This window comes from Parendozoicomonas sp. 209JJ7-1 (genome assembly GCF_058147085.1).
Map to the genome: position 1 here is coordinate 45,695 of NZ_JBYVJU010000009.1, position 26,900 is coordinate 72,594.

A 26,900-nucleotide genomic window follows, 5' to 3' on the forward strand; every position below is an offset into this window, starting at 1 on the left:
ATTTTCTCTGACCCTGTCTTTGGTGGACTCGGGAAGTGAAATCCTTAGAATGAGGATGATACCTGAAAGGTGTGTGCTGTCTTGCTATGAATTGGACTTGGTTTCATCGAATGTCGTCGCCGAAGTGGTTTTACAGCTTCAGCGGCAAGTGTCTGCCCTGGGTAGGTTTACTTGCGTTTACAGGTGTGGTTGTTGGGCTGGGCTGGGGGTTGCTGTTTACCCCACCGGATTACCTCCAGGGTAACAGCTACCGCATTATTTTCCTCCATGTGCCTGCGGCGTCTCTGGCGCTCACTGTGTATGTGAGTATGGCGATTATTGCCGGCATTGGTTTTATATGGAAGATCAAACTGGCGGATATGGCAGCCAGCTGTCTGGCACCTATTGGCGCGTCTTTCTGTGCCCTGGCGCTGCTTACCGGCGCAATCTGGGGAAAACCCACCTGGGGAGCCTGGTGGGTGTGGGATGCCCGGTTAACGTCCATGTTGATTCTGCTGTTTCTCTATCTGGGCCTGATCGCTTTGCGTGAAGCGATAGACAGCAGGGACAATGCTTCACGGGCCTGCGCGATTCTGTCTATGGTCGGGTTAGTTAATATTCCTATCATCAAATATTCCGTTGAGTGGTGGAATACGTTGCACCAAGGTTCCACTATCCGGGTGACGGAAGAGTCCACCATGGCTGTGGAGATGCTGGTACCACTGCTGATTTCTATTGCTGGTATTTATCTTTTCTGTCTGTTTGTATTTTTGCTTCGGGTTCGGGGAGAGATTCTCCAGCGTGAACAGCGGACATCCTGGGTGCGTGCTTTACTGGGGGCGGGTTCCTGAATGTATTTTGAAGATCTGAACAGTCTAATAACAATGGGGGGGCATGGCCCCTATGTCTGGGCGGCCTATTTTATCGGGCTGCTGGTGCTGGGGTGGAATCTTTTCTCACCCATTCTGCAGAACAGAAAAGTGGCTGCTGATATTCGCCGGAATACGCGTCGTGAACAGCAGGCCCGAAAATCTTCATCCCAAACTCAAACAATGCTTAAAAAACAGCTAAGCAGGGAGCTCCTTTCATGAAAGCGGTTCGTAAACAACGCCTGATGCTTCTTGTTTTCCTTTCCTGTGGTGTGGCCATCGCCGTTGGCCTTGCCCTCATGGCACTGCAGGAAAATGTAAACCTCTATTTCTCCCCGGCCCAGATGCAAAAGGGTGAAGCACCTGTGAGTACCCAGATTCGCGGTGGCGGTCTGGTGGTTCCGGGCAGTATTAAACGTGATCCGAACAGCCTGAAGGTGATGTTTAAAATTACCGACGGCGATGGAATAGTGACAGTGCATTATGACGGTATTCTTCCCGATTTGTTTAAAGAAGGGCAGGGCGTGGTCGGCATGGGTAAGCTGGACGACAATGGTGAATTTCATGCCAGCGAAATTCTTGCCAAGCATGATGAAACCTATATGCCTCCCGAAGTACAGAGTGCCATAGATCAGGCCCACGGCTCTGCTGGTGGTGAAAAGAAGAGTTATAAAGGCATCAAGGACGATACCCGGAAGCAAGAAGGTGTATCGTCATGATTCCTGAGCTGGGGCAATTGGCCCTGATATTGTCCCTGTGCCTGGCTGTTTTGCTGGGCTTGGTGCCGATGATCGGCAGTTATACCGGCCAGCGCAGCTGGCAGGCACTTTCCCGGCCTCTGGCCGCCGGGCAGTTTGTCTTTATGATGCTGGCCTTCCTGGTGCTGGTGCACGCATTTGTAACCGATGATTTCTCGCTCTCTTATGTGGCCGGAAACTCCAACAGTCAGTTGCCTGCCCAATATAAGGTCAGCGCCGTCTGGGGGGGGCATGAAGGCTCGTTGTTGCTGTGGGCCCTGATTCTTGGTGGCTGGACCCTGGCGGTGGCGGTATTCTCCAAGGACCTGCCCCTGATTATACTGGCCCGGGTTTTGTCGGTTATGGGATTGATCAGCACAGGTTTCCAGCTTTTTATGCTGCTCACTTCCAATCCCTTTGCACGACTTCTGCCTCATATTCCGGCAGATGGCGCAGACCTGAATCCACTGTTGCAGGATTTCGGCCTGATTGTTCATCCTCCCATGCTCTATATGGGTTACGTAGGCTTCGCTGTTGCCTTTGCCTTTGCCATTGCTGCGCTGCTGGATGGTCGGCTGGATGCTGCATGGGCCCGCTGGAGCCGTCCGTGGACCACTGTCGCCTGGGTATTCCTGACCCTGGGCATTTCCCTCGGTAGCTGGTGGGCTTACTACGAGCTGGGCTGGGGTGGCTGGTGGTTCTGGGACCCGGTAGAAAACGCCTCATTTATGCCTTGGCTGGTGGGAACGGCACTGATTCACTCACTGGCCGTATCGGAAAAACGGGGACTGTTTAAGAACTGGACAGTGCTGCTGGCCATCAGCGCTTTCTCCCTGAGTCTGCTGGGAACCTTCCTGGTACGTTCCGGGGTGCTGACATCGGTTCATGCCTTTGCATCAGACCCGGCCCGTGGTGCATTTATTCTGGCCTTCCTACTGGTAGTTGTAGGCAGCTCCCTGACACTGTTTGCTGTCCGGGCACCGGTCATTAAAAGTCAGAGTGGTTTCGGGGTGTTCTCCCTGGAAACCTTCCTGCTGATTAATAATCTGCTGCTGGTCAGTGCCTGTGTGATGGTGCTGATGGGAACCCTGTATCCGCTGCTGATTGATGCCCTGGGTATGGGGAAAATTTCCGTAGGCCCTCCTTTCTTTAATACCTTTTTTGTGCCCCTGACTCTGGCGTTGGCGTTAGCTCTGGGTATTGGTGTTACTGCTCGCTGGAAAACCGGTGTGGGCAGCTACCTGATGCAACAGTTGCGCTGGGTGGCCCTGATCTCTGTGGTGGGTGGTCTGGTAATGTCGTTTATTTATAACGACAGTTTCCAGGTACGGGTGTTTATCGTCATGTCCCTGGTGTTCTGGGTGGTATTTGCCTCCCTGAAGGCCATTGTGCACCGTTGCCGGAATAAGTCCTCCTTTGCTGAAGGTCTGAAATCCATTCCCCGTGGTGTCTGGGGTATGCATATTGCCCACCTGGGGCTGGCAGTTGCTATCGTCGGCGTGTTAATGGTCTCTCTGTACGGCGTAGAGAAAGATATGCGTATGGTGCCGGGGGATAAGCTGGAGCTGGGGGAATATACCTTTGTCTTTGATGGTGTCGGTAAACGACGTGGCCCCAACTATATTTCCGACTATGGCACGGTAAGAGCATTTATGGATGGTGAGGAAGTTGCCGTCCTCCACCCGGAGAAACGTCGCTATAACGTTAATGGCCAGGTTATGACCGATGCGGCCATTGATCCGGGTCTGTTCCGGGATCTTTATGTCGCTCTGGGTGAAGATCTGGGTGAGGGTGCATGGGCAGTTCGCCTGCAGGTCAAAGCCTTTGTCCGCTGGATCTGGCTGGGCTCTATTTTCATGGCCCTTGGGGGATGTCTGGCGGTGGCTGACCGTCGCTACCGTATGCCGGTAAAAGCCAAATCCCGTTCAAAGACCCAGGCGCAGCCTCAGCCCGTTACGGGTTGAGGCTGACACAGAACAAAGAATATCGGTGGATTGATGAAACGTTTGTTGTTGCTTTTGCCCCTGGTGTTTGTGATTGGGCTGGGGGTGCTGTTTTTTCGGGGGCTTTCGCTGGATGACCGGGTACCTTCGGCCCTGGTCTCCAAACCGTTCCCTGCATTCTCCCTGCCTGACCTGAATCAGCCGGACAAAATGATTACGGAAGAGGTGCTGAAAGGGCAGATCTCCCTGGTCAATGTCTGGGGTACATGGTGCCCTACCTGTTATGTCGAACACCCTTTCCTGATGGAGCTGGCTGAGCAGGGGGTGGTTATCTTTGGTATGGACTACAAAGACGAAGACGACAAGGCCCGCAAATGGCTGAGTGAACTGGGTAACCCTTACAAGATCACCTTTGTCGATCAGAAAGGTTCTCTGGGAATCGACCTGGGTGTACGTGGCGCGCCAGAAACTTTCCTGGTGGATGCTGAAGGTGTGATTCGTTACAAGCACGAAGGGGATCTGAACCAGCGTGTCTGGGATAATGTGTTTGTACCCCGGCTGACGGAACTGAAGAAGGAAGGTCTCTGATGCTGAAACGAATCCTTATGGTGTGCCTGCCCCTGCTGTTTGCCGTGCAGGGCTATGCCGCTATCGATACCTGGGAGTTTGACTCCCCGGAAGAGCAGCAGCGCTACCGTGACCTGACCAAAGAGCTGCGCTGCCCGAAGTGTGATGGCCAGAGTATCGGAGATTCCAACGCACCCATTGCCAATGATCTGCGGGAAGTGATTTTCAAAAAAGTTGAGAGCGGCGAAACCAATAAGCAGATCATCGACTTTATGGTTGATCGCTACGGTGAGTTTGTTCTCTACCGCCCGAAAACCACCGGCAAAACCCAGTGGCTCTGGTACGGACCTCTGTTGTTCGCGGTGATTGCTCTGGTGATTCTGGTGATGATTGTAGTGCGTTCACGGCGTCTGCAGAAGCAGGCTGCACCTGTAGACCTCAGCGAAGACGAAAAACGTCGTGTTCAGGAGTTGTTATCCGGGGCGGAGAACCCTGATTCAGGGGATAAAAATATATGACCATGTTCTGGATTATGGCAGCGGCGCTGGTGGGGCTGGCGGTGCTGTTTGTTGTTTTGCCATTGCGGCACTATCGAAATAACCCACCGGCGGAAGATGTTCTTGATCAGGACACCATAAATCTTGCCCTGCACAGGGAGCAGCTGGTTGAGCTGGAAAAACGCCGTGATACCGGTGTTGTCAGTAATGAGGATTACCAACTGCAGCGCCAGGAAATTGAACGGAACCTTCTGGCAGATGTAAAGCGCAGTGAATTCAAAGGTGAGAGCAAGGGTGCTGGAAAGATTGGCACTTTTCTTATGGTGGCGATTATTCCTGTTATGGCAGCCGGCTTCTATTTCACCTTAGGTGCCAGTGAACAGGTCACCCGTGCGACCGCCCTGAGCGAGCTGCGTAATGAGCAGAACCCGGATGCGCTGCTGGCGGGTATGGAAGAGATTGTGGCTCGCTGGCCGGAGGATTCCCGAACCCGTTATTCCCTGGCCAGTATCTATCTTTCTGCTGGGCGTTTTGATGATGCCACACGGCATTACGCAATAGTGGTGGAACAGGCTCCTGAGGAAGCAGAACCCCTGGCCCAGCTGGCCCAGGCGGAATTCCTGGCCAATAACAGTGAAGTGACCCCTGAAGTGAATGGATTGCTGCTGAAGGCCCTTAAGCTGGATCCGGATAATGCCACGGCTCTTGGCCTGGCGGGTATTTCCGCATTTTCTAATGGCCGTTACCAGGAAGCGGTGAATGCCTGGCAGCGGTTGCTGAGCCTGACCTCTGACCTTTCCGCCCGGCAGGCCTTGAAAACCGGTATCAGCCGGGCACTGGAAGCCATGGGTGTTGAGCAGCCTCCGCAACAGGTGGCAGAAGCGGATGGACCCGGCGTACGGGTGCAGGTTTCCCTGGATGAACGTCTCGGTGAACTTCCCGGCGAGACCCGGGTCTTTGTTTATGCCAAGGCCAGGAATACGAAGATGCCCCTGGCTATTGTGCCCATGACTGTTGGCGAGCTGCCCCGGGAAGTGGAGCTGAATGATTCCCTGGCCATGATGGACGGCGTGAAGCTCTCCGATCATCAGCAGGTGGATGTGGTGGTTCGAGTGTCCCGCAGCGGCAATGTGATGCAGCCGGATTATGAAAGTCGGGTGGAGAATGTGGCAGTCAGCGATGACACCCTGACTCGACTGGTGATTACTCCGGACGGTGCCTGATCACCACATAACTGCCACATGCATAGTTGCCACATGATCGCGGAGTGTTGTTCCGAAAGTCATTAGCAATCATAAGGTTGCATTTCGGAAGGCACTCCTGTTTTAATGGGAAACATGCTTTAAAATATTCAGCTTGCGATAACCTGAAGTAACAATAACCTGAAGTAGCAATGGCTGAGCCTGGCCCGAGCAGGTGAGCCTTGTCTTTTCGGTGCGAAAACAAGTCGGGGCGCCAGGGACAGGGCGCAGACAGCCCAGAGCGTTTTGTCTCGATGACTGTCACGGATAAAGGATAAATAAAGGCCCGAATGCGTCTTAAATGTATAAAACTCTCCGGATTTAAATCGTTTGTAGATCCGACAACGGTTTATTTTCCCAGCAACATGTGCGGTGTTGTCGGGCCGAACGGCTGTGGCAAATCCAACATTATTGACGCCGTGCGCTGGGTTATGGGGGAATCCTCGGCCAAGAATCTCCGGGGTGAGTCCATAACGGATGTTATCTTCAAGGGCTCCCAGGCCCGAAAACCCGCCAGTTACGCTCAGGTAGAGCTGATCTTCGATAATAATGAGGGTCGCATTACCGGTGAGTACGCAGCATTCAGCGAAATCTCTATCAAACGACGCCTTACCAGCGACGCCACCAATGTTTATTTCCTTAACGGCAGTAAGTGTCGCCGGAAAGATATTATGGATATCTTTTTGGGTACCGGTCTTGGTCCCCGCAGTTACTCTATTATCAGTCAGGGTATTATTTCCAACCTGATTGAATGTAAGCCAGAAGAGCTGCGGGTGTTTATTGAAGAAGCCGCCGGCATTTCCCGCTATAAAGAGCGTCGCCGGGAAACGGAAAACCGCATTCGTCGTACGACAGAAAACCTTGAGCGTTTGACCGATCTCCGTGAAGAGCTGGAACGCCAGCTGGCCCATTTGAAGCGCCAGGCGGAAGCCGCTGCCCGTTATAAAGAGTACAAGCAGGAAGAACGTCTGAAAAAGGCCCAGCTTCATGCTTTGCGCTGGCAAATGGTAAACAGTGGCGCGGAAGCCCAGGAATCAGCGATTCGGGATTTTGAAATTCAACTGGAAGCGGCTATTGCCCGCCAGCGTTCCAGTGATACCGATATTGAAAAACTGCGCCAGCAGCAGATTGAACTGGGGGATACCTTCCAGTCGGTGCAGGGGCGTTTCTATTCCACCGGCAATGAAATTACCCGCCTGGAACAGACTATTGCCCATAAAAAAGAACGGGCCGGACAGCTCAGCCGGGATATGGCCGAAGCGGAGCAGACCTGGAATGAAAACCGCCAGCACCTGGAATCGGATCAGCAGATGCTGGCCGAACTGGAAGAAGAGCTGGAAACCATAGCTCCCGAGCTGGAACTGGCCCAGGCCGGTGAAGAAGAGCAGGCCGAAACACTCGCTGCAGCGGAAGAATCCATGCAGTCCTGGCAGCAGCGCTGGGACGCCTTTAATCAGCAGTCCAGCGAACCCCGTCGTGTGGCGGAGGTTGAGCAGTCCCGTATCCAACACCTTGAACTGGCCCTTGATCGTATGGGGGAGCGTCTGGCCCGCCAGAGAGAAGAGCTGGCCGGCCTTCAGGTCGGTGGTGCTGACTCAGAACTGGAACCCCTTCGGGAAGAACTTGCAGAGCTGGAATTTCAGGCGGAAGAAACTCAGGTTCGCCGGGATACCATTCAGGACAGTATACGCGACACCCGTCAGGCACTTTCCCGACAGGAGCAGGAACGGTCAGCCTGCAGTCGTTTGCTGAACGAAGCCCGTGGGCGACGGGCGTCCCTTGAAGCTCTGCAGCAGGCAGCCCTGGATCAGGGAGAAGGCGGTCTGCGCTGGCTGCAGAAAAAAGGCCTGGCGGATCAGCCAAGGCTGGCGGAACAGTTGCAGGTCACCGCCGGTTGGGAAACCGCAGTGGAAACCGTGCTGGGTGATACTTTGCAGGCTGTCTGTGTGGATGGTTTGGAAGAGGTGGCCGCCAGTTTGGGTGAACTGGAGCAAGCCAGCCTGACATTTTTAAGTGGCACCCATGCCACAGCGCAGCAGTCCCCCGGTCAGCTTCCCTGGCTGGGCATTCATGCTCAGGGAACCGGTGATCTGCTGGTGGGGATTTATGCTGCCGACAGCCTTGATCAGGCTATGGCCGTCCGTGGCCAGCTGGAACCCGGTGAGTCCGTGATTACCACCGATGGTATCTGGCTGGGTCGTGACTGGCTGCGTGTCGCCAAGGATACAGATGCCAGTGCCGGTGTGCTGGCCCGTCAGCAGGAGCTGGAAAACCTTGTGGCTGACCTCGATAGTCTGGCCAATAAGGAAGAAGAACTGTCCTGTGCCCTGGAAGAGGGGCGGGAAACTCTCGAACGCCTTGAGGGCGAGCGGGAAGATATTCAGCGCCAGGTTGCAGCCCTTGCAGCCCGGGAAAGTGAATTGAAAGCGGATCTCGGCGCCCGGCAGGTAAAACAGGAGCAGGAAAGCCTGCGCCGTAATCGCCTCCTGGAAGATATTGCTGAGGTGGAGGAGCAGGGTCATGTCGAGCAGGAAAACCTGTCCGAGTCCCGGCTCCGCTTGCAGGATGCCCTGGACCGTATGGAAGAGGATGCCGCCCAGCGTGAGGAACTGTTGCTGCAGAAAGATAATGTAATCGCAGAGCTGGAACGTATTCGCCAGCTGTCTCGCCACAGCAAGGACTCCGCCCATCAGCTGACCCTGCGCCAGCATACCCTGATCACCCGCCGTGACTCCTTGAAGCAGGGCGTTGAACGGTTGGAGGGCTTGGGTGGGCGTATTCGTGAACGCCTTGAGCAACTGAACCTGTCACTGAGTGACAGTGATGAGCCCACCGATGACCTGCAGATGGAGCTGGAAGAACTCTTGGATCGCCGGGTGGCCATTGAAGAAGAGATGAGCGAAGCCCGTCGTCAGCTGGAAACTGTTGAGCATCAGTTGCGGGATCATGAGCGTAACCGTCACAGCGCCGAGCAGGAAGCCCAGGGGGTCCGTGAGCGGCTGGAGAAACTGCGTATCGACTGGCAGACACTGCAGGTCCGTCGTACGACCCTGCAAGAGCAGCTGCAGGAAGATGGTTACGACTTGAAAACTGTCTGCGATAATCTGCCGGAAGAAGCCACGGAAAGTGCCTGGGAAGAAGCTCTGAGCCGCCTGGAGGCCCGTATTCAGCGGCTGGGTGCCATCAACCTTGCCGCGATTGAAGAGTATGATCAGCAGTCCGAGCGGAAGGTCTACCTGGATTCCCAGAATGATGATCTGGTGGAAGCCCTGACGACTCTGGAAAACGCCATTCGTCGTATAGATAGGGAGACCCGCAGTCGTTTCAAGGCTACCTTTGACAAAGTTGACAGTGGCTTACGGGAACTTTTCCCAAAAGTTTTTGGTGGTGGTCGTGCATATCTTGAACTGACAGGCGATGACCTGTTAAATACAGGGGTATCGATCATGGCGCAACCGCCGGGCAAGAAGAACAGTACCATCCATCTTCTGTCCGGTGGCGAAAAAGCCCTGACGGCGATCGCCCTGGTGTTTGCCATCTTCCAGTTGAACCCCTCACCGTTCTGTATGCTCGATGAGGTGGATGCTCCCCTGGATGATGCCAACGTCGGGCGTTATGCGAGAATGGTTGAAGAGATGTCCGCCAAGGTACAGTTTATTTACATCTCCCATAACAAGATCGCCATGGAGGCAGCCAATCAGCTGATTGGTGTCACTATGCATGAGCCGGGGGTTTCAAGGCCTGTCTCTGTGGATATAGAGCAGGCGGCGGCTATGGCTGTGCTTTGATGGACAGTTTGATTGAACTCATAACGAGCACAGGGAACTGGCAGGGGCGATTTCACTGGCCTCTTGTCCGTGGTAGTTTTAGGGTCAGGGGTAGAGCCATTGTGGATGGTTTTACGACAAAATATCAGGTTGACAGACACCCATGGAGATGAATTTGCGTGACTGGCTGGTAATCATCGGCGTCCTTATTATCACCGGACTGCTGATAGATGGCCTACGGCGTATATGGCTGGCGCGCCGACGGGCGAACGAGCTTAATTTTGGCCTTGAAGATGTTCAGGTTCAGGACGCGAACTATGGCAGTGAGCTGCCAAACGGGGGTGCCCGGGTGCTGGGAGAGGACACCGATGCTGATAGCACCCGGACAACACGTAAGGAGCCGTTTATCGCTCCTGATATGGCTGATCCGGATGTGGCCGTGCCGGTTGTTTCTGAACCTCGTGTTGTCAGTACCAAGGCAGAAAAAAGTAAAGCCCCGCAGAGCGACAAACCTTCTGGAAAGACTGCAGGCCAGCAGGCCCTGGAACTGGATGAACCCGTTCCTGTGCTTATGGATCTGGAGCAGGAAATTCCTGAGCTGGCTGGGGAGGAGATGTCCGCTTTCAGAACCGTGCAGGAGCCTGCGCCAAAGAAAGCCAGGCCTCAACCTGAGAAGCAGGGTAAAATTTCATCTCCTTCACAGAAGACGCCTCCTACAACCTCTGAAGCGTCCAAGCACCGTGAGAAGACCGTTGGTGGCGACAGTGTGCTGACGGCGAGCCGTGAAGATATTGATACTGATGTGGCAGAAGAAGACCTGAAACCCGCTGCGATCAAATCCGACCAGCCCCTGGAAGAGGTGCTGGTGATTAATATTGTGGCTCCTGAAGGCCAGCCGTTCTTCGGTCAGCAGGTTTTGGAGTGTTTTCAAAAGGAAGGGCTGCGCTATGGCGATATGAATATTTTTCACCGCCATGTGCAGGAAGACGGTACCGGGGAGGTGTTATTCAGTGTGGCCAACGGGGTTGAACCGGGCACTTTTGACCTGAAAACCATGGAGTATGCCCAAACGCCAGCCCTCAGTTTCTTCCTTGGTCTGCCGGGGCCCAAGAACCCCCAGAAGGCATTTCAGATTTTGGTGGAGGCTGTCTATAACCTGTCCCGGCAGTTAGGCGGCATTCTGCGGGATGAGCAGCACAGTGTTCTTACTCTCCAGACAATGGAACACTATCGCCAGCGCATCAGTGATTTTGAACGGCGCCATCTGGCCCGTAAGCATAAGCCTACTGCGCGGGTCTGACCTGCGCGTTCTCTGTTAAACAGGCTTCCGGTGCAGGGCTCTGCATACGGAAGTCTTTGTGTTTTTGGCCGCCGTTATGTCTCAACAAGAAGCCTCGCAGCGTATTGAAACCCTCCGTGCTGAAATTCGACAGCATAACCATCGTTATTATGTTCTTGATGAACCTTCCGTGCCGGACAGCGAGTATGATCGCCTGATGAATGAACTTAGGGCACTGGAGCAGGAACATCCTGAGCTGGTGACTGAGGATTCACCTACCCGGCGGGTTGGCGGCAAGCCCCTTGATGCGTTCGGCCAGATACGTCATGAGATTCCCATGCTCTCCCTGGATAATGCTTTCAGTGATGAAGACCTGGGGAATTTTAATCGTCGTCTGAAAGATCGTCTGAAAGCGTCAGATGACGTTGAGTTTTCCTGCGAACCCAAACTGGATGGCATTGCCGTCAGCCTGCTTTATGAGAATGGCGTTTTGGTACGGGGGGCAACCCGTGGGGATGGCTCCACCGGAGAAGATATCACCCTGAATGTGCGCACTGTTCCCTCTGTTCCATTGCGGCTTCTGGGTTCTGGCTGGCCCCAGCGGCTGGAAGTCCGGGGTGAGATCTATATGCCCCGTGCTGGTTTCGAGCAGTTAAACGAAAAGGCCAAAGCCAAAGATGAAAAGACCTTTGTTAATCCCCGTAATGCTGCGGCGGGCAGTCTGCGTCAGCTGGACCCAAAGATTACTGCCAGCCGTCCCCTGGAGATGTGCTGTTACAGCGCGGGCCTTGTGGAAGATGGAGAGTTGCCCGCTGTTCATGATAAAACCCTGAAGCAGTTCCAGGTGTGGGGACTGAAGATCAATCCCGAGATGAAGGTGGTTAAGGGTGTTCAGGGCTGTATTGATTACTACGAGCACTTATCGGAAAAGCGTAACAGTCTGCCCTATGAAATTGATGGCATTGTTTACAAGGTCAACAGTTTTGATTTGCAGCAACAGTTGGGCTTTGTTGCACGGGCACCCCGGTGGGCTATCGCCCGTAAGTTTCCGGCCCAGGAAGAACTGACTGTTCTTACCGATGTGGATTTCCAGGTGGGCCGTACCGGTGCTATAACGCCGGTAGCTCGATTAAAACCGGTGTTTGTGGGCGGTGTCACAGTGAGTAATGCCACGCTCCATAATATGGATGAAGTGGAGCGGCTGGATGTCCGTATAGGCGACACTGTAATAGTGCGTCGGGCCGGTGATGTAATTCCCCAGGTGGTTCGGGTTGTGGAAGAGCGTCGCCCAGATGATGCTCGGGAGATTGTTCTTCCTGCGGCTTGCCCAGTGTGTGATTCAGAGGTTGAACGTACCGAAGACGAGTCGGTGGCCCGTTGTACCGGTGGACTCTTCTGTCGAGCCCAGCGGAAAGAAGCGATTAAGCACTTTGCTTCCCGTAAAGCCCTGGATGTGGATGGTCTGGGGGATAAGCTGGTTGAACAGTTGGTAGACCGGGAACTGGTAGAGACTATTGTCGATCTGTTCCGCCTTAAACATGATCAGCTGGTCAGGCTTGAACGTATGGGAGAGAAGTCTGCCTCAAATCTGCTGGATGCTCTCGACCATAGCAAGAAAACGACATTGGCACGGTTTATTTATTCTCTGGGTATTCGTGAAGTGGGTGAAGCCACGGCTGCCAGCCTGGCCAGCCACTTTGGTGATCTTGCGGTTTTAATGGAAGTAACTGAAGAGGCTCTGCAGGAAGTGGACGATGTTGGCCCTGTGGTTGCCCGCCATATTGCCCTGTTTTTCCGCCAGCCCCATAACCGGGAAGTGATTGAGCAGTTGCTGGGGGAAGGAGTGAACTGGCCGATTGTAGAGAAGGTGGAGGAAGAGGGAATGGCGGCGCTGCCCCTGGCTGGGCAGACCTGGGTGCTGACGGGAACTTTATCTGTTATGACCCGGGATCAGGGCAAAGCCTATCTGCAGCAGTTGGGGGCTAAGGTGGCAGGTTCTGTTTCTGCGAAGACCTCCGGTCTGGTAGCAGGGGAGAAAGCCGGTTCCAAGCTGACTAAAGCCACAGGCTTGGGAATTCCGGTAATGGATGAAGAGGCGTTTATCAATATGCTCAGGGAAAACGGGGTGAGCGTATGAAACAGCTGGTCGCCATTCTGGTGATTGCCTTACTGTCCGGCTGTGCCTCCAAGGCACCGCCGGCACGGCCGGATAACCTGTGCTCAATCTTTCGGGAGAAACCCTCCTGGTACAAGGCTGCGAAGAAGGCCAATGACCGTTGGGGTACGCCGGTTCAGATTATGATGGCGATAATGTATCAGGAGTCCAGCTATCGCCATGATGTGCGCCCGCCGCGTCCATGGTTCCTGTTTATTCCTTTGCCGCGTAACAGTTCTGCTTACGGCTATGCCCAGGCCCAGGACGGGACTTGGGAGATGTACCTGGATGATGCCGGTGGCTGGTTTGCTTCCCGTGAGGATTTCTCCGATGCCATTGATTTTATTGGCTGGTATAACCACCGTTCCCGAGAGTTGAATGGCACCTCTTTATGGCGTGCAGATCATCTGTACCTGAATTACCACGAAGGCTGGGGTGGGTATGCCCGAGGTAGCCATCGCAGTAAAAAGTGGTTGCTGAGAACTGCGAAGAAAGTACACACCCGAGCTTCTAATTATGGAGAGCAGTTGCGGCGCTGTAATATCTAACTTTTCTATGCGATGGTTAGTGTTAATTTTGTATACCGTTTCCAGCCCAGAATTCGGAGTGCTTTTCCCGCTCCATCAGACCATCCTGGCCTTTGGAAAAGTAATCCGAATCCTGGTCTTTCTGGTTAGGAGTTTAACTTTGCGAGCCATTAGCGCAGCTGGCAGAGTTTGATAGCTGGCTGGCTGCATCTTTATCCAATATCCATAACACACCTGCGTGTTGCTGTAGAAAACTGGCAGGCAGGTTTTCGCTGACAGATCCCTGAATAGCCTGTTCTGCAATAGTTGCTTTACGTTCACCAAAAGCCATCATAATAACTTTGTCCGCTTCCAGAATATCTGTGATCCCCATGGTTACCGCATGGGTGGGTACGTCATCAAGAGAGTTGAAGTATGGCCTGTTGGCCTGACGGGTCTTCTCTTCAAGGGGAACCATTCTGACTCTGGAATTTGCTGTAGAGCCAGGTTCATTAAAGCCAATATGCCCATTTGGGCCAATCCCCAGAATTTGAATATCCCGGGGATTGTCTGTCAGCAATTCCTGGTAGCTCTCAATTGCCTTTTCCAGATCTGCTTTGTCTGTGCTGGTCATAGCGGGAAAGATATGAAAGTTGCTGTCCGGAATTCCGCAGGCACTGATCAGATTATTCTTCATCTCCTGGTAGTAGCTCTGTGGTTGTTCTCGCCGTAGGTCCAGATACTCATCCAGATTGAACGTTACCAGAGAGCTGAAATCCGTCTCTCCCGACTGATGGGCCGCCACCATATTCCTGTAAAGGGCAAGCGGGGTGCTTCCTGTTGCCAGTCCGAGTGTGGTGCCCTGGCCATTGCTGCGTCGGGAATTATGGAAGTCAGTTACCCAGATGCTGACCATTTCTGAGGCTGTGTCCTTATCCGCTGCAATAAAGACGGTCTGGCCATTAATATATCGTATTGATATCTGGTCATCCAGATGTGGGGGAACCCTTCCAAGAATGGTTGTTGCTTCCACAGGCTGTTCACTGGCCCGGAGTAAACCCCAGGGCTGACTTAGAATCAGTAACCAGAATAGCAGGCAGCGATAGGTTCTTTGCATGAAAGGCCTCCCGTAAAGAGGCCGGAAATATAGCAGAAGAGTCAGCTGAAGCCTGTGGGGGGCTCAGACGATATCAATACTGCCTGACAGAGAATCAGCAGAGGCGATATTGGCGGTTTCCGTCAGTTCATCCCACACCACATAAGCGCTGCCGTTGCGCAGTTGTTCAAGAACCTGGGTCACCCGGGTGCTGAGGGGAGAGTCATCGCCGTTATCGGTGCCTTCACGGCTGACAAACTCAATAATCAGGTTATAGAGGGTGGCTTCTTCCAGTTGTTGCCAGGGAATAATCATAAATCCATCCGTCTGTCGTCGGTCTTCAGTGTATCACCGAGCGTTTCAGGTTCGTTCATCTTCTATGGCGAAGACCTCAAAACCATGCTCAATCACCCGCCAGCGAATATTGCAATCCCAGAGCCTGACGCCGTAGTCACTGCGGAGGCGTTTTCTTAAATAAGCCGGCCTTGGGTCCTGGCTCAGTACTTCCTGTATTAACTGTTCCAGGGGGTGGCCGGTCTGCTGTTGATAAAGGCGGCATTCTTCCAGGGCTTCGGCAGTAAAGCTGACTGGATTTGTTTCCGGTGCTTCCGGGGCAAAGCCGCTGGTGGCTTCGGGGGCGGTATCTGCCCAGGGCAGGTAGGGCTTGATATCAACAACCGGTGTGCCGTTCACAAGGTCTGTGCCGGACAGTTCCAGCCAGACCTGACCGTTGTCATGGGTGATGCTTTCCAGTTTTACCAGAGAAAGGCCCAGTGGGTTTGGGCGGTGGGTGGAGCGTGTTGCAAAGACTCCCATACGTTTCTCTCCCCCCAGCCTGGGGGGGCGCACTGTGGGCCGCCAGCCTTCATCTTTGGTCTGGTGAAACAGGAACTGGAGCCAGATATGGCTGAATTGTTCCAGGCCTGCCACAGCTTCCGGACAGTTGCACTGACCGTTCAGTTGCAACCTGGCGCGGGCGCTTGTTGCCAAACCGGGTTGACGGGGGATACCGAATTTTTCCCGGTAGCAGGAGTGAATAAAACCCACAGGTTCAAGGGTACAGAGGCGGTTGGTCACAGGTGTCTCACACAACAGTTATCCGGTGCAGCCTAACGCCATCCCCCGGTTGCTGTAAATCAACAGCTGCAAATCATCCGCTGCAGTTCCTTCTGAAGAGATATACGGCTGGTTAGTCATACTGCGCAGCCTGTCATGAACCAGTGTGTACAGCTATTTGTCAATTGCGATGTAGGAACCTGTTTGGAGAAGACATCCCGGGCGGCACGTAGTCCGGAGCAGGTACTGCAGGTACTTAAGCAAACTGAAAATAGGTTAAGAGCCGGCACGTGCCGCTCAAAGCAAATGTCCAGGAGATAATGAGTTATGAGTCTAGTTACAGAAAAAATTCGGTCATTTCAAACGGTTTCGAGTGCCCAGGGTCCGGTCGAACCAGTTAAGAACTGCCCTGTCCAGCCTCGTATGGCACAGAAAAGCTTTTTCCAAAAGCTGACATGCTCTGCGCCCGAACAGATAAATATCGCTGACCGCAATGTGACAACCGAGCAGTTGGCTGCACAGTGCGCGCCGAAGGGGGATCACAGACCCGAGGTTATCGGCGCTGTTAATAAGGTTCTCAAGGCAGACAATGAGCGCTTTATGGAGTTTTTTGAGGAAGAGAAGCCTTATCGGGCCATGCTTAAGGCTCTGAAAGTGACCGATGTCGAGATCGAGCAATACAGATCCGGTAAACTGTCTGACGATACCAGGAACAAAGTACTGGCGGCGGTGCTGGCGGTTGCCCTGGAAGTGAATGCCCTGGCCCATACCGGTGGTTCTTCTCTTGCCGAGGCTCTTAAGGCCGGTATCATGGAAGACTATTCCGGTAACCGTGAGGACATGAAGGCCGTTCTGGATGATGCCAGGCAGCTGGAATTCTTCCTTGGCCCAGTTCTGGGTAATCCCAACTACCGGGCTCGCCTGGCTGTGGCCATTCGTGCCCAGATTGGTCTGGCTGCGAAGGCAATGCTGGATGGCAAAGATCTGGAAATACTAAAGAAAGCACAGAATGAAGAGTATATTGACCGTGCTCTGGGTGATTTGAGTCACATTGTGAAGGGAAAAAAGCGAGATTTACCTCTGGCCCCTTCACTGGCTACCCAGCTTTTGCTGGTGACCCGGCACAGTCCTGCTTTCAGTGAAAGTGGTTCTGTTAAGCAGTCTGATGAGAATCAGATGTACCAGCGTATGGTAAAAGGCAATATGGCCCTGCTGGTTGACCTGATGAAAGGTGATAAACAGAACCCGAAGGGTTCCTGCGCTTTTCATCTGGCCTCTACCCACACCCCCGGAGAGGATGAAGCCCATAACCTGACCCGTGTTCAGAGTTTGTTTGCCGGTCTTGGCCAGGCACCTGATGGTGAAGATTATGAGAACATTTCTCTGGGTCTGACCCTGGACATGAACGCCTTGTTTGATGCCCTGGCCACGATCACTGGTCCCGGGAGTCAAGCGTTCAAGGATGCGCTGGTTAATAGAAAGCTTCTGAACAAGAATGGAGAAGAATATTCTGCGACAACCGCTGATTATAACGCTGCCAGCAATCGTAGCTTGATTCTGACCCGCTTCCCTGAAGAGCTGACCAGTCCAGCCTCTCTGCAGCTGTTCTATCGGGCGCTGCTTTCCATTGCTGCCCGGAAACCTGTTGTTGCAGCTGGACGGCGTAAGACACTGAGCAGGGCAGATCAGGAATATAACCAGATGATCGCAGATGCCGCAGTCTTCGCTACCCTGGTACGCCAGAGTGTTGATGTTGAGCGTCGCGCCAGGTTTGATGAGGTTGTACTCAAGGCTGACCCTGCTAATACTGAGAAAGGTTCTGAAGCCGCTGAAAATAAGAAGGGTGAGCAAACAGAAAGTAAACCTGCGGAGAAGGCAGGAGAGAAAACCGGTCAGGAGGAAGAGAAAGGCGGGCGTAAGACCAGAAATTCCAAAAAGGACAAGGTTGAAGCTGAGAAGGCTAAGGCCGGGAACGGGGCTGGTGATGAAAAGATGGATACAAATGATGCAGTAGCGTCACAAGCTCTGGCCGCTGCTACTGGTATGGTGGAGCAAACACCTGCCAGGACTCCTGCTTCTGTTGCAACTAAGGCGAGGAAGCCGAGGTCACGTACCCCAGCCAGGCGGCGTGTTACAGGGAATGCCGCCCTGAGAAAAGAGCTTGACGCTCTAAAGGCTAAGGGGGATAAGACCGATGCTCAACTGGAACGGTTGCAGAAAACCTTGGATCAGCTTCTGAGTCAACAGCCCCAGGTTCTGGCCCAGTCTCTTAAAATGGAGCCGGTAGCTGCTACTGCCCGTGAGACTGTGAAGAAAGGTGCGAAAGGCGCTGATCTGTCAGCTGTTCGTACTAAAAACCGGGGACAGAAGGCAGAAGCTTCTAAAAGCGCACGCGCCAATAGGCAGGACAAAGCTCGAACGGATTTGCCCCGTGAGGAGGAGCATACCCGTCCTAAGCGTGAGCAGCGCCCGATGCCAAAACGCTTTCAGGACGACGGTCAAGTCACACAGCAGTAATTGCAAGCGTGAATTAAAAGCGTGATGTATTAAGGGGAGCTATTCGGGGCTCCCCTTTTTTATGAATGATTATTTACGGTGCGCTTGAAGGTGACCGGTAACAGCCCGTTCCATTCTATCCAGAGCATCGGCCAGAAGCGCCTGGGTGCAGCCAAAGTTCAGACGGACATAGTGGGGATCACCAAACACCGCGCCCGGTGACAGGCCGACACCATGCTGTTCAAAAAACGTCTGGGGATTTTTTATGCCGGGAATATCACAGTGAATCCAGGCCAGGTAGGTGGCCTGGTGGGGCGTCATGGTTAGCCCGGGAATGGCGTTGATGCGGGTCATCAACGCTTTGTGATTGCTGCGCAGGTGTTCCAGCAGAGCCTGCCTCCAGGGCTCACCGTGGCGGTAGGCCGCTTCTGTCGCGGTGAAACCCACCAGAATATTGTCAGGGTCCGGCACTATGCCCTTGCGGGTGCGGCGGAACTTTTCCCGCAGCTCGGGATTGGGAATAACTGCATAGGCGCAGCCAAAACCCGCAAGGTTAAAGGTTTTGGAGGGGGACATCAGGGTGATGGAATTATCCCGGGCATAGTCACTGATGGTGGCATAGGGAATATGCTGGCAGGATCGGTCAAGAATCAGGTCGCAGTGGACTTCGTCGGAGCAGACCACAAGACTGTGCCTGCGGCAGAAGGCTTCGATCTGTTCCAGCTCACTGCGGGTCAGTACTCGGCCATTGGGGTTCTGGGGGTTGCACAGCATAAACAGACGGGTGTCGTCTGTCATGCGTTGTTCCAGTTCATCCCAGTCCAGAATCCAGCTGTCTCCCTGTTGTTTCCAGAACACCTGTAGCAGCTTGCGGTTGCCAAGGGAGGGGGCGGTGAGAAAAGGGTAATAAACGGGGGTGGGGGAGATGACTGGCTCCCCTTCGGCGGCGCAGGTACGCACAGACAGGTTCAGGGCACATACCAGGCCGGGCAGCCAGTCTAGCCATTCGGTTTGTATTGGCCAGTCGTACAGATTGTTCAGGCGTTCAACAACCAGTTCTTCCAGGCTCTCGGGAGGCGTCGTATAACCAAAAACCCCATGATCTATACGCTGGTGCAGGGCCTCAATCACTTCAGGGGGGGAGCGGAAGTCCATATCGGCAACCCACATGGGCAGAATATCCCGGCCTTTGTATTTGTCCCATTTCAGGCTGGAAGTGCCCTGGCGATCCACTGGCGTGTTAAACAGTGAGTTTGTCATTCCCGAATAGACCCTGTTTCGGTGATTATGGTTATGTGCGTGTAACCGTGCTGGTTATAGTCGCATTGTAGAGAGGAGGGGGAGGGGAGACCAGAGCAGGAGAGATCAGAGTAGGAGAGGTGAATTACTGCTCTCTGGCTGAACCCTTACTGAATGAGGTTCTATAAAGGTTAAGTGTGCACAGGACAGAAAAACCATAGGCCCGGAACAGGCAGGTGTAACTGAGGTGGTTGGAGTTTACAAACGACAGGCATACTTCGAACCTGCGTCCCTGGTACATTTTTATACGGACAGAGCTGTCAGTGATGCCAACAGTGCTCTGGCAGACGTGTTTCCCAGGGGCGGATTTGGTAAGCATGCCCCATGTCTCGGATTCGGCTTTCCGGCTGTGAATGTCGGCGACCATGCCCTGCTCTTTTACATGGAAGAAAACTCTTTCGTGATAACAGATCTGTTGCCAGGGCCGGTTGTGGAGATCTGTGTAACGGGTGGCAACGCATAATCGCCCGCACCAGAGCCCCTGCAGGGAGAGGTTCTGGTGAACGGCGGCTGCGGATGGGCGGGTGAAGGAAGAACGCCAGGATAATGTGGCCTGGTAGCTCAAGGTTTTGAGTTTATGAAACATGGTGGCGATCCTTTTCCGGGGTTCCCGAATATCAGACCGCAGGTTCAGAGCCCGGTTCAGGCCGGTGTCAGAGAGGCTATCGAACCGGTTGGCAGAAATTCCCTGGCCAGTTCTTCCTGGTTGCCCCTGGCGACTATCCGCCCCTGCTTCCGCTGCAGTTGGTATTCGTACATGGGGTCGTAGTATTCCCTGAGCAGAGGCGCTATCCAGTCCCGGTGACGGGCACTGTTGCTCTGGGTGCGTTGCTGTGCCAGGGCCTCTTCCATAACGCTCCGCAGCTCCTGGTGGCGGGCACCTCCAAGACGTTTGCGGATGCGGTCCAGGCTGGCCAGCAGCTCTTCTTCAAAAATGCTGAACCCGGTTTCCGGACCACTGATGGAGATATGTTCCTGCAGGTTCTGTTCAATATACTCTTCAAAGGTAATCTGGATGCGGGTGTCCAGGGTTTCTTCCAAAAGAATAATGGGGGCTTGTTCCATCTTTTCTTTCAGGAATGGAGGCAGGCTGCAGCGGCCAATCAGTTTGCTTTCATCCTCCAGAAGGAGTGTTCCCACGCCCTGGTGCCGCTGTTTGAGAAGAGCTATGGCAAGGGCATTTTCAAAATCTATCTGACCGGGCTGTCCGCCAACCCTGCGGCCAAAGCTGGAACCCCGGTGGTTGGCAAGACTTTCGAGGTCGATATGGTTGGGGAAGCGGGTCAGCAGACGGGTTTTCCCTGTACCTGTTTTGCCCCCCAGAATGACAAAGCGACAGGTGTCTATTGATTCGGCCAGTGAATCCAGCAACCAGGTGCGCATGGCTTTATAGCCACCGGTGATAAGCGGGTAATCAATACCGCTCTCCTTCAGCCATGCCTGGGCCAGATGGGAGCGTTCCCCACCTCGAAAACAATACAGGTAGCCCTGCGGATTCTGGCTGACAAACTCTTGCCAGACTTTTAGGCGCTGGTTTTTTTTGTCGCCGCAGACAAGCTTGTGTCCCAGGGTAACGGCAGCATCATGTCCCTGTCGTTTATAGCAGGTTCCAACCTGTGCCCGCTCATCATCATCCATAAGTGGAGCATTCTGGCTTTGGGGAAAAGCGCCTTTAATAAATTCAATGGGCGCGCGAACATCCATCAGCGGAATATCTTCAAGGAACAAACGACGGTAGTCGCAGGTGTTGGGGCGTTGGTCAGTCATTCGGTTTACTTGTAGTTTCAACTGGCACGAAGCCTCCATTCTACCAGTTTCGGGCCTGTGCAGGATATTTGACTGTTAAAAACAGGACATCCGGCTTCAGCCGGATGTCCTGTGTCAGTTGGTGTTTGTTGATGATTTATCGAAGAGGAACGGACAAAACCAGTCTTTTGCTGTCTTCTTAAGTTCCCAGTATCGGTCTGCGCAGGGCTTTTGCTCTCAGTACCAGTGCAGGTTCGTTGGTTTTCTGGGCAAGCCCCGCTTTATTCAACAGAGGTTTCACAATCCAGGGATCAATCACCAGATCTTTGGCCAGTCCCATGATATCAAGGGTGTTGGCTATCATGGTGCCATCCCCAACGGCTCTGAGAATGGCTTTTGCTGCGGGCTGATTGATATTCCAGGCACCAGCCTGGAGCAGGATTCCCGCCAGGGCGACAGAGCCAGTACCAAGTACTCGTGCCTTGATATCGTTTGGATTTTCAGCGTTTACAAGCTTCTTCACCACGCCATGAATGCCGAAGCCCAGGCTCAGACCAGCAGATTCCGAGGCCATGCTGTACACGGTGTTGCTATAGGACATGTTGTCCAGGGGTGTCTTCTTAAGGCCGTGAAACAGGCCGTAACCAAGTGCAGCTCCCCCCAGCATGGTGCCGCTGGCTACGAATTCTCCGACGGTTCTGCTGCCGGTGATATCGGCGGCTGTTTCTGCGACAAGATCCCGAAGTCCGTAGGTAACGGTAGTGGCCATGGAGTTGGGCAGAACCCCTCGCAACCAGGAGTTACCATGTTCTTCACCGGCAGAGGCTACACCGCCAGCTTTAAACAGGGCGAGGAATATAGCGCTCTCAATAATCGGGGCCGCTCTGGCGATACGGGAAACCGTTGTCTGATCCAGAGCCGTCAGGTCGTTCAGGGCAGCTTCATGGGCTTTGCGAATAAAGCTTGAGAGAGTATTTGTTGTGCTGGCCGTATAGTACAGACCCATGTAGGGAAGCAGTGTCTGGGTTTTATCCCATCGCGGAGCGCCGCTGAAGTGACGCAGGGTACCACTGGCTGAACCCATGACCGCAGTGCTTACCACATCGGGAATCAGGTCTTTCCATGCGGTACGACCACTGTCGTTGTTTTCATCAATGGGCAGCAGGTTCTGTACGCTTTTGACGATGGCTTCACCATTACTAAAAGATGAAATAAGTATGCTTTGCTTCAGGTAGTTTCTGAGCAGGGCTTTGGCAAAGCTATCTGTATCATGGCTCCCGAACTCAAGGTGCCCTTTATTAACCAGGTTGCCATAACTGATGAGGTCGGCGACCGCGAGGGTGAGTATGGCGGCAGAATTTGTTGTTACTGTGCTGACAATATCGTGCAGTGGCGTTTTTGCGGATACCGGGGAGAGTTGAATTTCCGTCCCTGCTTCATCGTATCCCAGGCGCACCAGGTAGTGGACCTTGCCTTCGGAGTCGACCTGCAGGGGGCGCGTACTGTAGGACTGGCTGTTAAGAATTACGTCCAGAACGGCATTTTTCAGATTCTCAGTGTTTCCGGAGAGTTTGTCCCTGCCTATGCGCAGGTAAATATCCCCGTCATCATCCGCCACGGTGACATTGCCAGGGGTAAAATCTGTGGCTGTTTCAGCTGAAACGGGGAGAGGTGATCCCAGCAACAGAAATGGCAGTGGAGCCAGCCAGTGCCGGGTGCGATTGAGAATACTCATGAGTTGCCCTGTTTCCTCTTGCTGATCCTGTTATTCATTGACGGAGTCCGTGGAACCGGTCGGTAAGCTTAGATAACTTCCGGAAACTTGCATGAATATCTTTGCCGGTGGGGTTGCCAGCTGGAGTTTGCGTGCCCTTGTTTTTAAAAGAATGTTGGAAAAACATACTTTTCCTGTGATTTATCGGGTCTACACTTTTTCCCGTTTCTCTCTCCGCGGGGCTTCAGGTGTGCTTACTTTTCCCTGGGCTGGTTATATGTGCAGGCTGGCTTTCTTCCCTGTGGCCTTGTTTCTTCTTGTCTTTCTCTGTGATCTTCAGGCGCGGGAATTGCCCCCCACGCCGGTGATCGGGCTGGTTCTGCACGGACTGGAAGATCCTGTCTATCAGCAGCTGGAGGAGAATGCCCGGCTCTTCTGCCAGAGCAGAGGAGAGCGCTGCCAGCTGCTGTCTGGTGGTCCGCTCAAAGCCCGGGATGCGCAAACTCAGCGCCAGTGGCTGAGGGAACTTCTGGCCAGGCAGGTGGACGGGCTGGTCATTGCGCCGGTGATGAGCCAGGGGCTTATGCCGCTGTTGGTCAAAGCCAAAAAAACAGGTATTCGGGTGGTAAATATCGGCAGTCGCCTGGATCCGGAGCTGCTGGGGCGCAACAAACTGATGATTCCCTGGATTGGCCCGGATAACCGCGCTGCGTCCAGGGCTCTGGCAGATCTAATGGCTCAGAACCTGGCAAAAGGGAGTGAGGTGGCCATTTTGTCAGGTCCTCCCGGGCAATTGTCATCCTTTGAACGGGTTACCGCCGCACGGGGGACGATGAACAATGCAGGCTTGAAGGTGGTTGCGATAGAGGTCGCCCACTGGAACGCAGACAGGGCACAGGAAATGACTACTTTATTATTGAAGAAATACCCTTCTCTTAAAGGCGTATTTGCCGTCAATGATGCCATGGCGCTGGGGGCATACAGAGCCTCGGCATTGAACCATGCGGGACTGGCCATTGTCGGTTTTGATGGTGACAGGCATATGCGGGATTATCTCCGGGCTGGGCGGGTGCTGGGAACCGTGGACTGGTTTCCCGACAGGCAGGGCGTTTTTGCCATTGAGAAACTGCTGGCTGGCGGTCAGCAGGATATGAGAACCCCCTGGAAGCTGTTGACCCGGGACGGTGCGAATGGAAAGCCCTCTGATGCCAGGTCGTCGGAGCATCCGTAGTCAGTACGCTGGCGGTGGCGGGCATTCACCGGTATTATGGGGGCTTTTCCGCTGCTGCCCCTGGTATGGGTGGCAGCATTTTGAGCATGCAGCTTCCGGTAAGGGCTGCCACTGCCTGAAAACACGCAGTCCCTGGTCTGGATTGCCACTGAAACGATGCAAGGTTTTTCTTATGCCTGTTATTACCCTTCCCGACGGCAGCAAACGCGAGTTTGCCCAGCCGGTTTCCGTACTGGAGGTCGCCCAGGATATCGGCCCCGGTCTTGCCAAGGCGACCCTCGCTGGTCGTGTGAACGGCGCTATGGTTGATGCCAGCCATACGATTTCCGACGATGCCGAACTCAGCATTATTACCAGCCGTGATGACGATGGCCTGGAAGTGATTCGTCATTCCACCGCCCACCTGCTGGCCATGGCCACCCAGGATCTGTTCCCCGGTGCCCAAGTAACCATCGGCCCGGTGATTAAAGACGGCTTTTATTACGACTTTTCCTACGAGCGTGCCTTTAATCTGGAAGATCTGGCGAAGATCGAAAAGCGCATGGAAGAGCTGGTAAAGGAAGATATCGCCATTGAGCGGGAAATAACAACCCGCGAAAAAGCCATCAGCGATTTTGAATCTATCGGCGAGATGTACAAGGTCGAAATCATTAAAGACCTGCCGGCAGGGGAAGAGATTTCCGTGTACCGCCAGGGCAACTGGAAAGATCTGTGCCGTGGCCCCCACGTGCCGTCTACCGGCAAGCTTAAGTCCTTCAAGCTGATGCGTGTGGCCGGCGCCTACTGGCGTGGTGATTCCAACAATGAAATGCTGACCCGCATCTACGGTACGGCATGGTCAGACAAGAAGGCACTGAAAGCCTATCTGCACCGTCTGGAAGAAGCGGAAAAGCGTGACCACCGTAAGCTGGCGAAGAAACTCGACCTGTTTCACCTGCAGGAAGAAGCGCCGGGTATGGTATTCTGGCACCCCAATGGCTGGAGCATTTACCAGTCACTGGAACAGTATATGCGCCGCAAGCAGGTTGAGCGTGGTTACCAGGAAATCAAGACTCCGTCCTTAGTGGATATTTCCCTGTGGGAAAAATCCGGGCACGCCTCCAAGTTTGGTGATGATATGTTCACCATTACCAACGACGAGCGCACAGTGGCTGTTAAGCCCATGAACTGCCCCTGCCACGTTCAGGTCTTTAACCAGGGCCTGCGCAGCTATCGTGACCTGCCCCTGCGTCTTGCGGAGTTTGGTTCCTGTCACCGTAACGAAGCGTCCGGTGCGTTGCATGGTATTATGCGTGTTCGCGGTTTTGTTCAGGACGATGCCCACATCTTCTCTACCGAAGACCAGATTCAGTCTGAAGTCTCTGAATTTATCGACTTCCTGCATGACGTGTACTCCGACTTCGGTTTTGAGAAAGACAGCCTGATCTATAAGCTCTCCACCCGTCCGGAGCAGCGTGTAGGTTCCGATGAAATCTGGAACAAGGCGGAAAAAGCCCTGGCGGAAGCGCTGGATACTGCAGGCCTGCCCTGGGAAGAGCTGCCTGGTGAAGGTGCTTTTTACGGCCCGAAAGTAGAGTTTTCTCTTAAAGACTGTATTGGTCGTGTATGGCAGTGCGGTACTATCCAGGTAGACTTCTCCATGCCCGGGCGTCTCAGTGCTGAGTATGTAGATGAACACGGTGAGCGTCAGACACCGGTGATGCTGCACCGGGCAATACTGGGTTCTTTTGAGCGTTTTATCGGTATTCTGATCGAGCATTACGAAGGTCGCTTCCCGGCATGGCTGGCACCAACACAGGCTGCTATCCTCAACATCACTGACAGCCAGGCAGATTACGTACAAAATGTAGAATGTCAGCTGAAAAACAGTGGTTTCCGAGTAAAAGTAGACTTGAGAAACGAGAAAATCGGCTTTAAAATCCGCCAGTATACTCTTGAAAGGGTGCCTTATCTGCTGGTTGTTGGCGATAAGGAAGTAGAATCAGACTCTGTTGCTGTGCGTACACGTTCTGGTAAAGATCTCGGCACAATGACAGTCGGAGCTTTCCAGAACATGCTGGCAGCAGACGTTGAGCGACGCAGCCGTTCTGAAAATCTGTAGGCTAAACAGGAGAATTAGCAATCAAACGTTCGAATCCGCGGGATCGCAGACAGCAGGCACCTCGTGCGCCCATCAATCAGAATATCCGTGCCCAGGAGGTACGCCTGATTGGCGCAGATGGTGAAATGGTCGGCGTAGTTCCGCTGAGACAAGCTCTTGATCAGGCTCTTGAAGCCTCACTTGACCTCGTGGAAATTAATGCCACTGCCGTTCCTCCGGTCTGTAAGATCATGGATTATGGCAAGCATCTCTATGAAGACAAAAAGCAGAAAGCGGCTGCTAAGAAGAAGCAGGTTCAGACCCAGGTGAAGGAAGTCAAATTCCGTCCGGGGACTGAAGACGGAGATTATCAGGTGAAACTACGCAACCTGATACGTTTCCTTGAGGATGGCAATAAGGCCAAGGTATCCCTGCGGTATCGCGGTCGGGAGATGGCTCACCAGGAGTTGGGTATGCAGTTGCTTAACCGGGTTGAAAAAGACCTGGAAGAGATGGGTACTGTAGAACAGCGTCCGAAAATGGAAGGCCGTCAACTGATCATGGTTATTGCTCCCAAGAAGCGAAAGTAATATCTGCTTCCGGAAGACTGCTTCGGCAGGCTTCCGTTATCGGCTGTACTTT

The 26,900-nt window shown here is 53.6% G+C and carries 22 protein-coding genes; 15 read left to right on the plus strand and 7 right to left on the minus strand.

Annotation, left to right across the window (positions count from 1 at the left end; all coding sequences use genetic code 11):
• The first annotated feature begins 86 nt into the window (after nt 1-86).
• The 11 genes from ACY2RQ_RS10540 (at nt 87) to ACY2RQ_RS10590 (ending at nt 13,582) form a co-directional block, all read left to right on the plus strand.
• A complete protein-coding gene (locus ACY2RQ_RS10540) occupies nt 87-830 on the plus strand; it encodes a heme ABC transporter permease (RefSeq protein WP_490112929.1) in 744 nt (247 codons plus the stop codon).
• Nucleotides 831-1,070 carry a heme exporter protein CcmD gene (gene ccmD / locus ACY2RQ_RS10545; RefSeq protein WP_490112930.1) on the plus strand — a complete coding sequence of 80 codons (240 nt, stop codon included), beginning with the start codon at nt 831-833 and terminating at the stop codon, nt 1,068-1,070.
• Nucleotides 1,067-1,567, plus strand: a complete 501-nt coding sequence (gene ccmE / locus ACY2RQ_RS10550; RefSeq protein WP_490112931.1) for a cytochrome c maturation protein CcmE — start codon at nt 1,067-1,069, stop codon at nt 1,565-1,567. The genes ccmD and ccmE overlap by 4 nt, the downstream gene beginning before the upstream one ends.
• On the plus strand, nt 1,564-3,549 hold the full coding sequence (locus ACY2RQ_RS10555) for a heme lyase CcmF/NrfE family subunit (RefSeq protein WP_490112932.1): 1,986 nt from the start codon (nt 1,564-1,566) through the stop codon (nt 3,547-3,549). Before ccmE ends, ACY2RQ_RS10555 begins: the two co-directional genes overlap by 4 nt.
• 33 nt (nt 3,550-3,582) lie before the next feature.
• Complete coding sequence (locus ACY2RQ_RS10560; protein WP_490112933.1) at nt 3,583-4,116, plus strand: DsbE family thiol:disulfide interchange protein; 534 nt, start codon at nt 3,583-3,585, stop codon at nt 4,114-4,116.
• Entirely contained in the window at nt 4,116-4,613 is a 498-nt protein-coding gene (locus ACY2RQ_RS10565) for a cytochrome c-type biogenesis protein (RefSeq protein ID WP_490112934.1), read from the plus strand. Before ACY2RQ_RS10560 ends, ACY2RQ_RS10565 begins: the two co-directional genes overlap by 1 nt.
• A complete protein-coding gene (gene ccmI / locus ACY2RQ_RS10570) occupies nt 4,610-5,815 on the plus strand; it encodes a c-type cytochrome biogenesis protein CcmI (protein ID WP_490112935.1) in 1,206 nt (401 codons plus the stop codon). Before ACY2RQ_RS10565 ends, ccmI begins: the two co-directional genes overlap by 4 nt.
• Nucleotides 5,816-6,123: 308 nt before the next feature.
• Entirely contained in the window at nt 6,124-9,621 is a 3,498-nt protein-coding gene (gene smc / locus ACY2RQ_RS10575; protein WP_490112936.1) for a chromosome segregation protein SMC, read from the plus strand.
• A gap of 142 nt (nt 9,622-9,763) precedes the next feature.
• Nucleotides 9,764-10,900 carry a cell division protein ZipA gene (gene zipA / locus ACY2RQ_RS10580; RefSeq protein WP_490112937.1) on the plus strand — a complete coding sequence of 379 codons (1,137 nt, stop codon included), beginning with the start codon at nt 9,764-9,766 and terminating at the stop codon, nt 10,898-10,900.
• A gap of 76 nt (nt 10,901-10,976) precedes the next feature.
• Nucleotides 10,977-13,016: an NAD-dependent DNA ligase LigA gene (gene ligA, locus ACY2RQ_RS10585; protein ID WP_490112938.1), complete on the plus strand. Its 2,040-nt coding sequence runs from the start codon at nt 10,977-10,979 to the stop codon at nt 13,014-13,016.
• On the plus strand, nt 13,013-13,582 hold the full coding sequence (locus ACY2RQ_RS10590; RefSeq protein WP_490112939.1) for a transglycosylase SLT domain-containing protein: 570 nt from the start codon (nt 13,013-13,015) through the stop codon (nt 13,580-13,582). Before ligA ends, ACY2RQ_RS10590 begins: the two co-directional genes overlap by 4 nt.
• Before the next feature lie 133 nt (nt 13,583-13,715).
• Here ACY2RQ_RS10590 and ACY2RQ_RS10595 read toward each other — a convergent pair whose 3' ends face one another.
• The 3 genes from ACY2RQ_RS10595 to tsaA all read right to left on the minus strand — a co-directional run bounded on the left by ACY2RQ_RS10595 (nt 13,716) and on the right by tsaA (nt 15,728).
• Nucleotides 13,716-14,657, minus strand: coding sequence for a glucosamine-6-phosphate deaminase (locus tag ACY2RQ_RS10595; RefSeq protein ID WP_490112940.1), 942 nt, complete (start codon nt 14,655-14,657; stop codon nt 13,716-13,718).
• Nucleotides 14,658-14,720: 63 nt separating this feature from the next.
• Nucleotides 14,721-14,951: a YheU family protein gene (locus ACY2RQ_RS10600; RefSeq protein WP_490112941.1), complete on the minus strand. Its 231-nt coding sequence runs from the start codon at nt 14,949-14,951 to the stop codon at nt 14,721-14,723.
• A 45-nt stretch (nt 14,952-14,996) separates the two neighbouring features.
• The gene (gene tsaA, locus ACY2RQ_RS10605) at nt 14,997-15,728 is read right to left on the minus strand and encodes a tRNA (N6-threonylcarbamoyladenosine(37)-N6)-methyltransferase TrmO (protein WP_490112942.1); all 732 of its coding nucleotides are present in this window, start codon (nt 15,726-15,728) and stop codon (nt 14,997-14,999) included.
• Between the two features lie 291 nt (nt 15,729-16,019).
• Between tsaA and ACY2RQ_RS10610 the strand changes: the two genes are divergently transcribed.
• On the plus strand, nt 16,020-18,209 hold the full coding sequence (locus ACY2RQ_RS10610; RefSeq protein ID WP_490112943.1) for a hypothetical protein: 2,190 nt from the start codon (nt 16,020-16,022) through the stop codon (nt 18,207-18,209).
• A gap of 69 nt (nt 18,210-18,278) precedes the next feature.
• Here ACY2RQ_RS10610 and ACY2RQ_RS10615 read toward each other — a convergent pair whose 3' ends face one another.
• The 4 genes from ACY2RQ_RS10615 to ACY2RQ_RS10630 form a co-directional block, all read right to left on the minus strand.
• Nucleotides 18,279-19,448, minus strand: coding sequence for a MalY/PatB family protein (locus tag ACY2RQ_RS10615; RefSeq protein ID WP_490112944.1), 1,170 nt, complete (start codon nt 19,446-19,448; stop codon nt 18,279-18,281).
• Nucleotides 19,449-19,572: 124 nt separating this feature from the next.
• On the minus strand, nt 19,573-20,073 hold the full coding sequence (locus tag ACY2RQ_RS10620) for a hypothetical protein (protein ID WP_490112945.1): 501 nt from the start codon (nt 20,071-20,073) through the stop codon (nt 19,573-19,575).
• Between the two features lie 56 nt (nt 20,074-20,129).
• Nucleotides 20,130-21,254, minus strand: a complete 1,125-nt coding sequence (mnmH, locus tag ACY2RQ_RS10625; RefSeq protein WP_490112946.1) for a tRNA 2-selenouridine(34) synthase MnmH — start codon at nt 21,252-21,254, stop codon at nt 20,130-20,132.
• Between the two features lie 178 nt (nt 21,255-21,432).
• Nucleotides 21,433-22,968, minus strand: a complete 1,536-nt coding sequence (locus ACY2RQ_RS10630) for a hypothetical protein (RefSeq protein WP_490112947.1) — start codon at nt 22,966-22,968, stop codon at nt 21,433-21,435.
• Between the two features lie 91 nt (nt 22,969-23,059).
• On the opposite strand from ACY2RQ_RS10630, the gene ACY2RQ_RS10635 reads away from it, so the two are divergent.
• The 3 genes from ACY2RQ_RS10635 (at nt 23,060) to infC (ending at nt 26,848) form a co-directional block, all read left to right on the plus strand.
• Nucleotides 23,060-24,178: a substrate-binding domain-containing protein gene (locus ACY2RQ_RS10635; RefSeq protein WP_490112948.1), complete on the plus strand. Its 1,119-nt coding sequence runs from the start codon at nt 23,060-23,062 to the stop codon at nt 24,176-24,178.
• A 172-nt stretch (nt 24,179-24,350) separates the two neighbouring features.
• Nucleotides 24,351-26,279, plus strand: coding sequence for a threonine--tRNA ligase (gene thrS, locus ACY2RQ_RS10640; RefSeq protein WP_490113047.1), 1,929 nt, complete (start codon nt 24,351-24,353; stop codon nt 26,277-26,279).
• Nucleotides 26,280-26,350: 71 nt separating this feature from the next.
• Nucleotides 26,351-26,848 carry a translation initiation factor IF-3 gene (gene infC, locus ACY2RQ_RS10645; protein WP_490113048.1) on the plus strand — a complete coding sequence of 166 codons (498 nt, stop codon included), beginning with the start codon at nt 26,351-26,353 and terminating at the stop codon, nt 26,846-26,848.
• Nucleotides 26,849-26,900 lie beyond the last annotated feature (52 nt).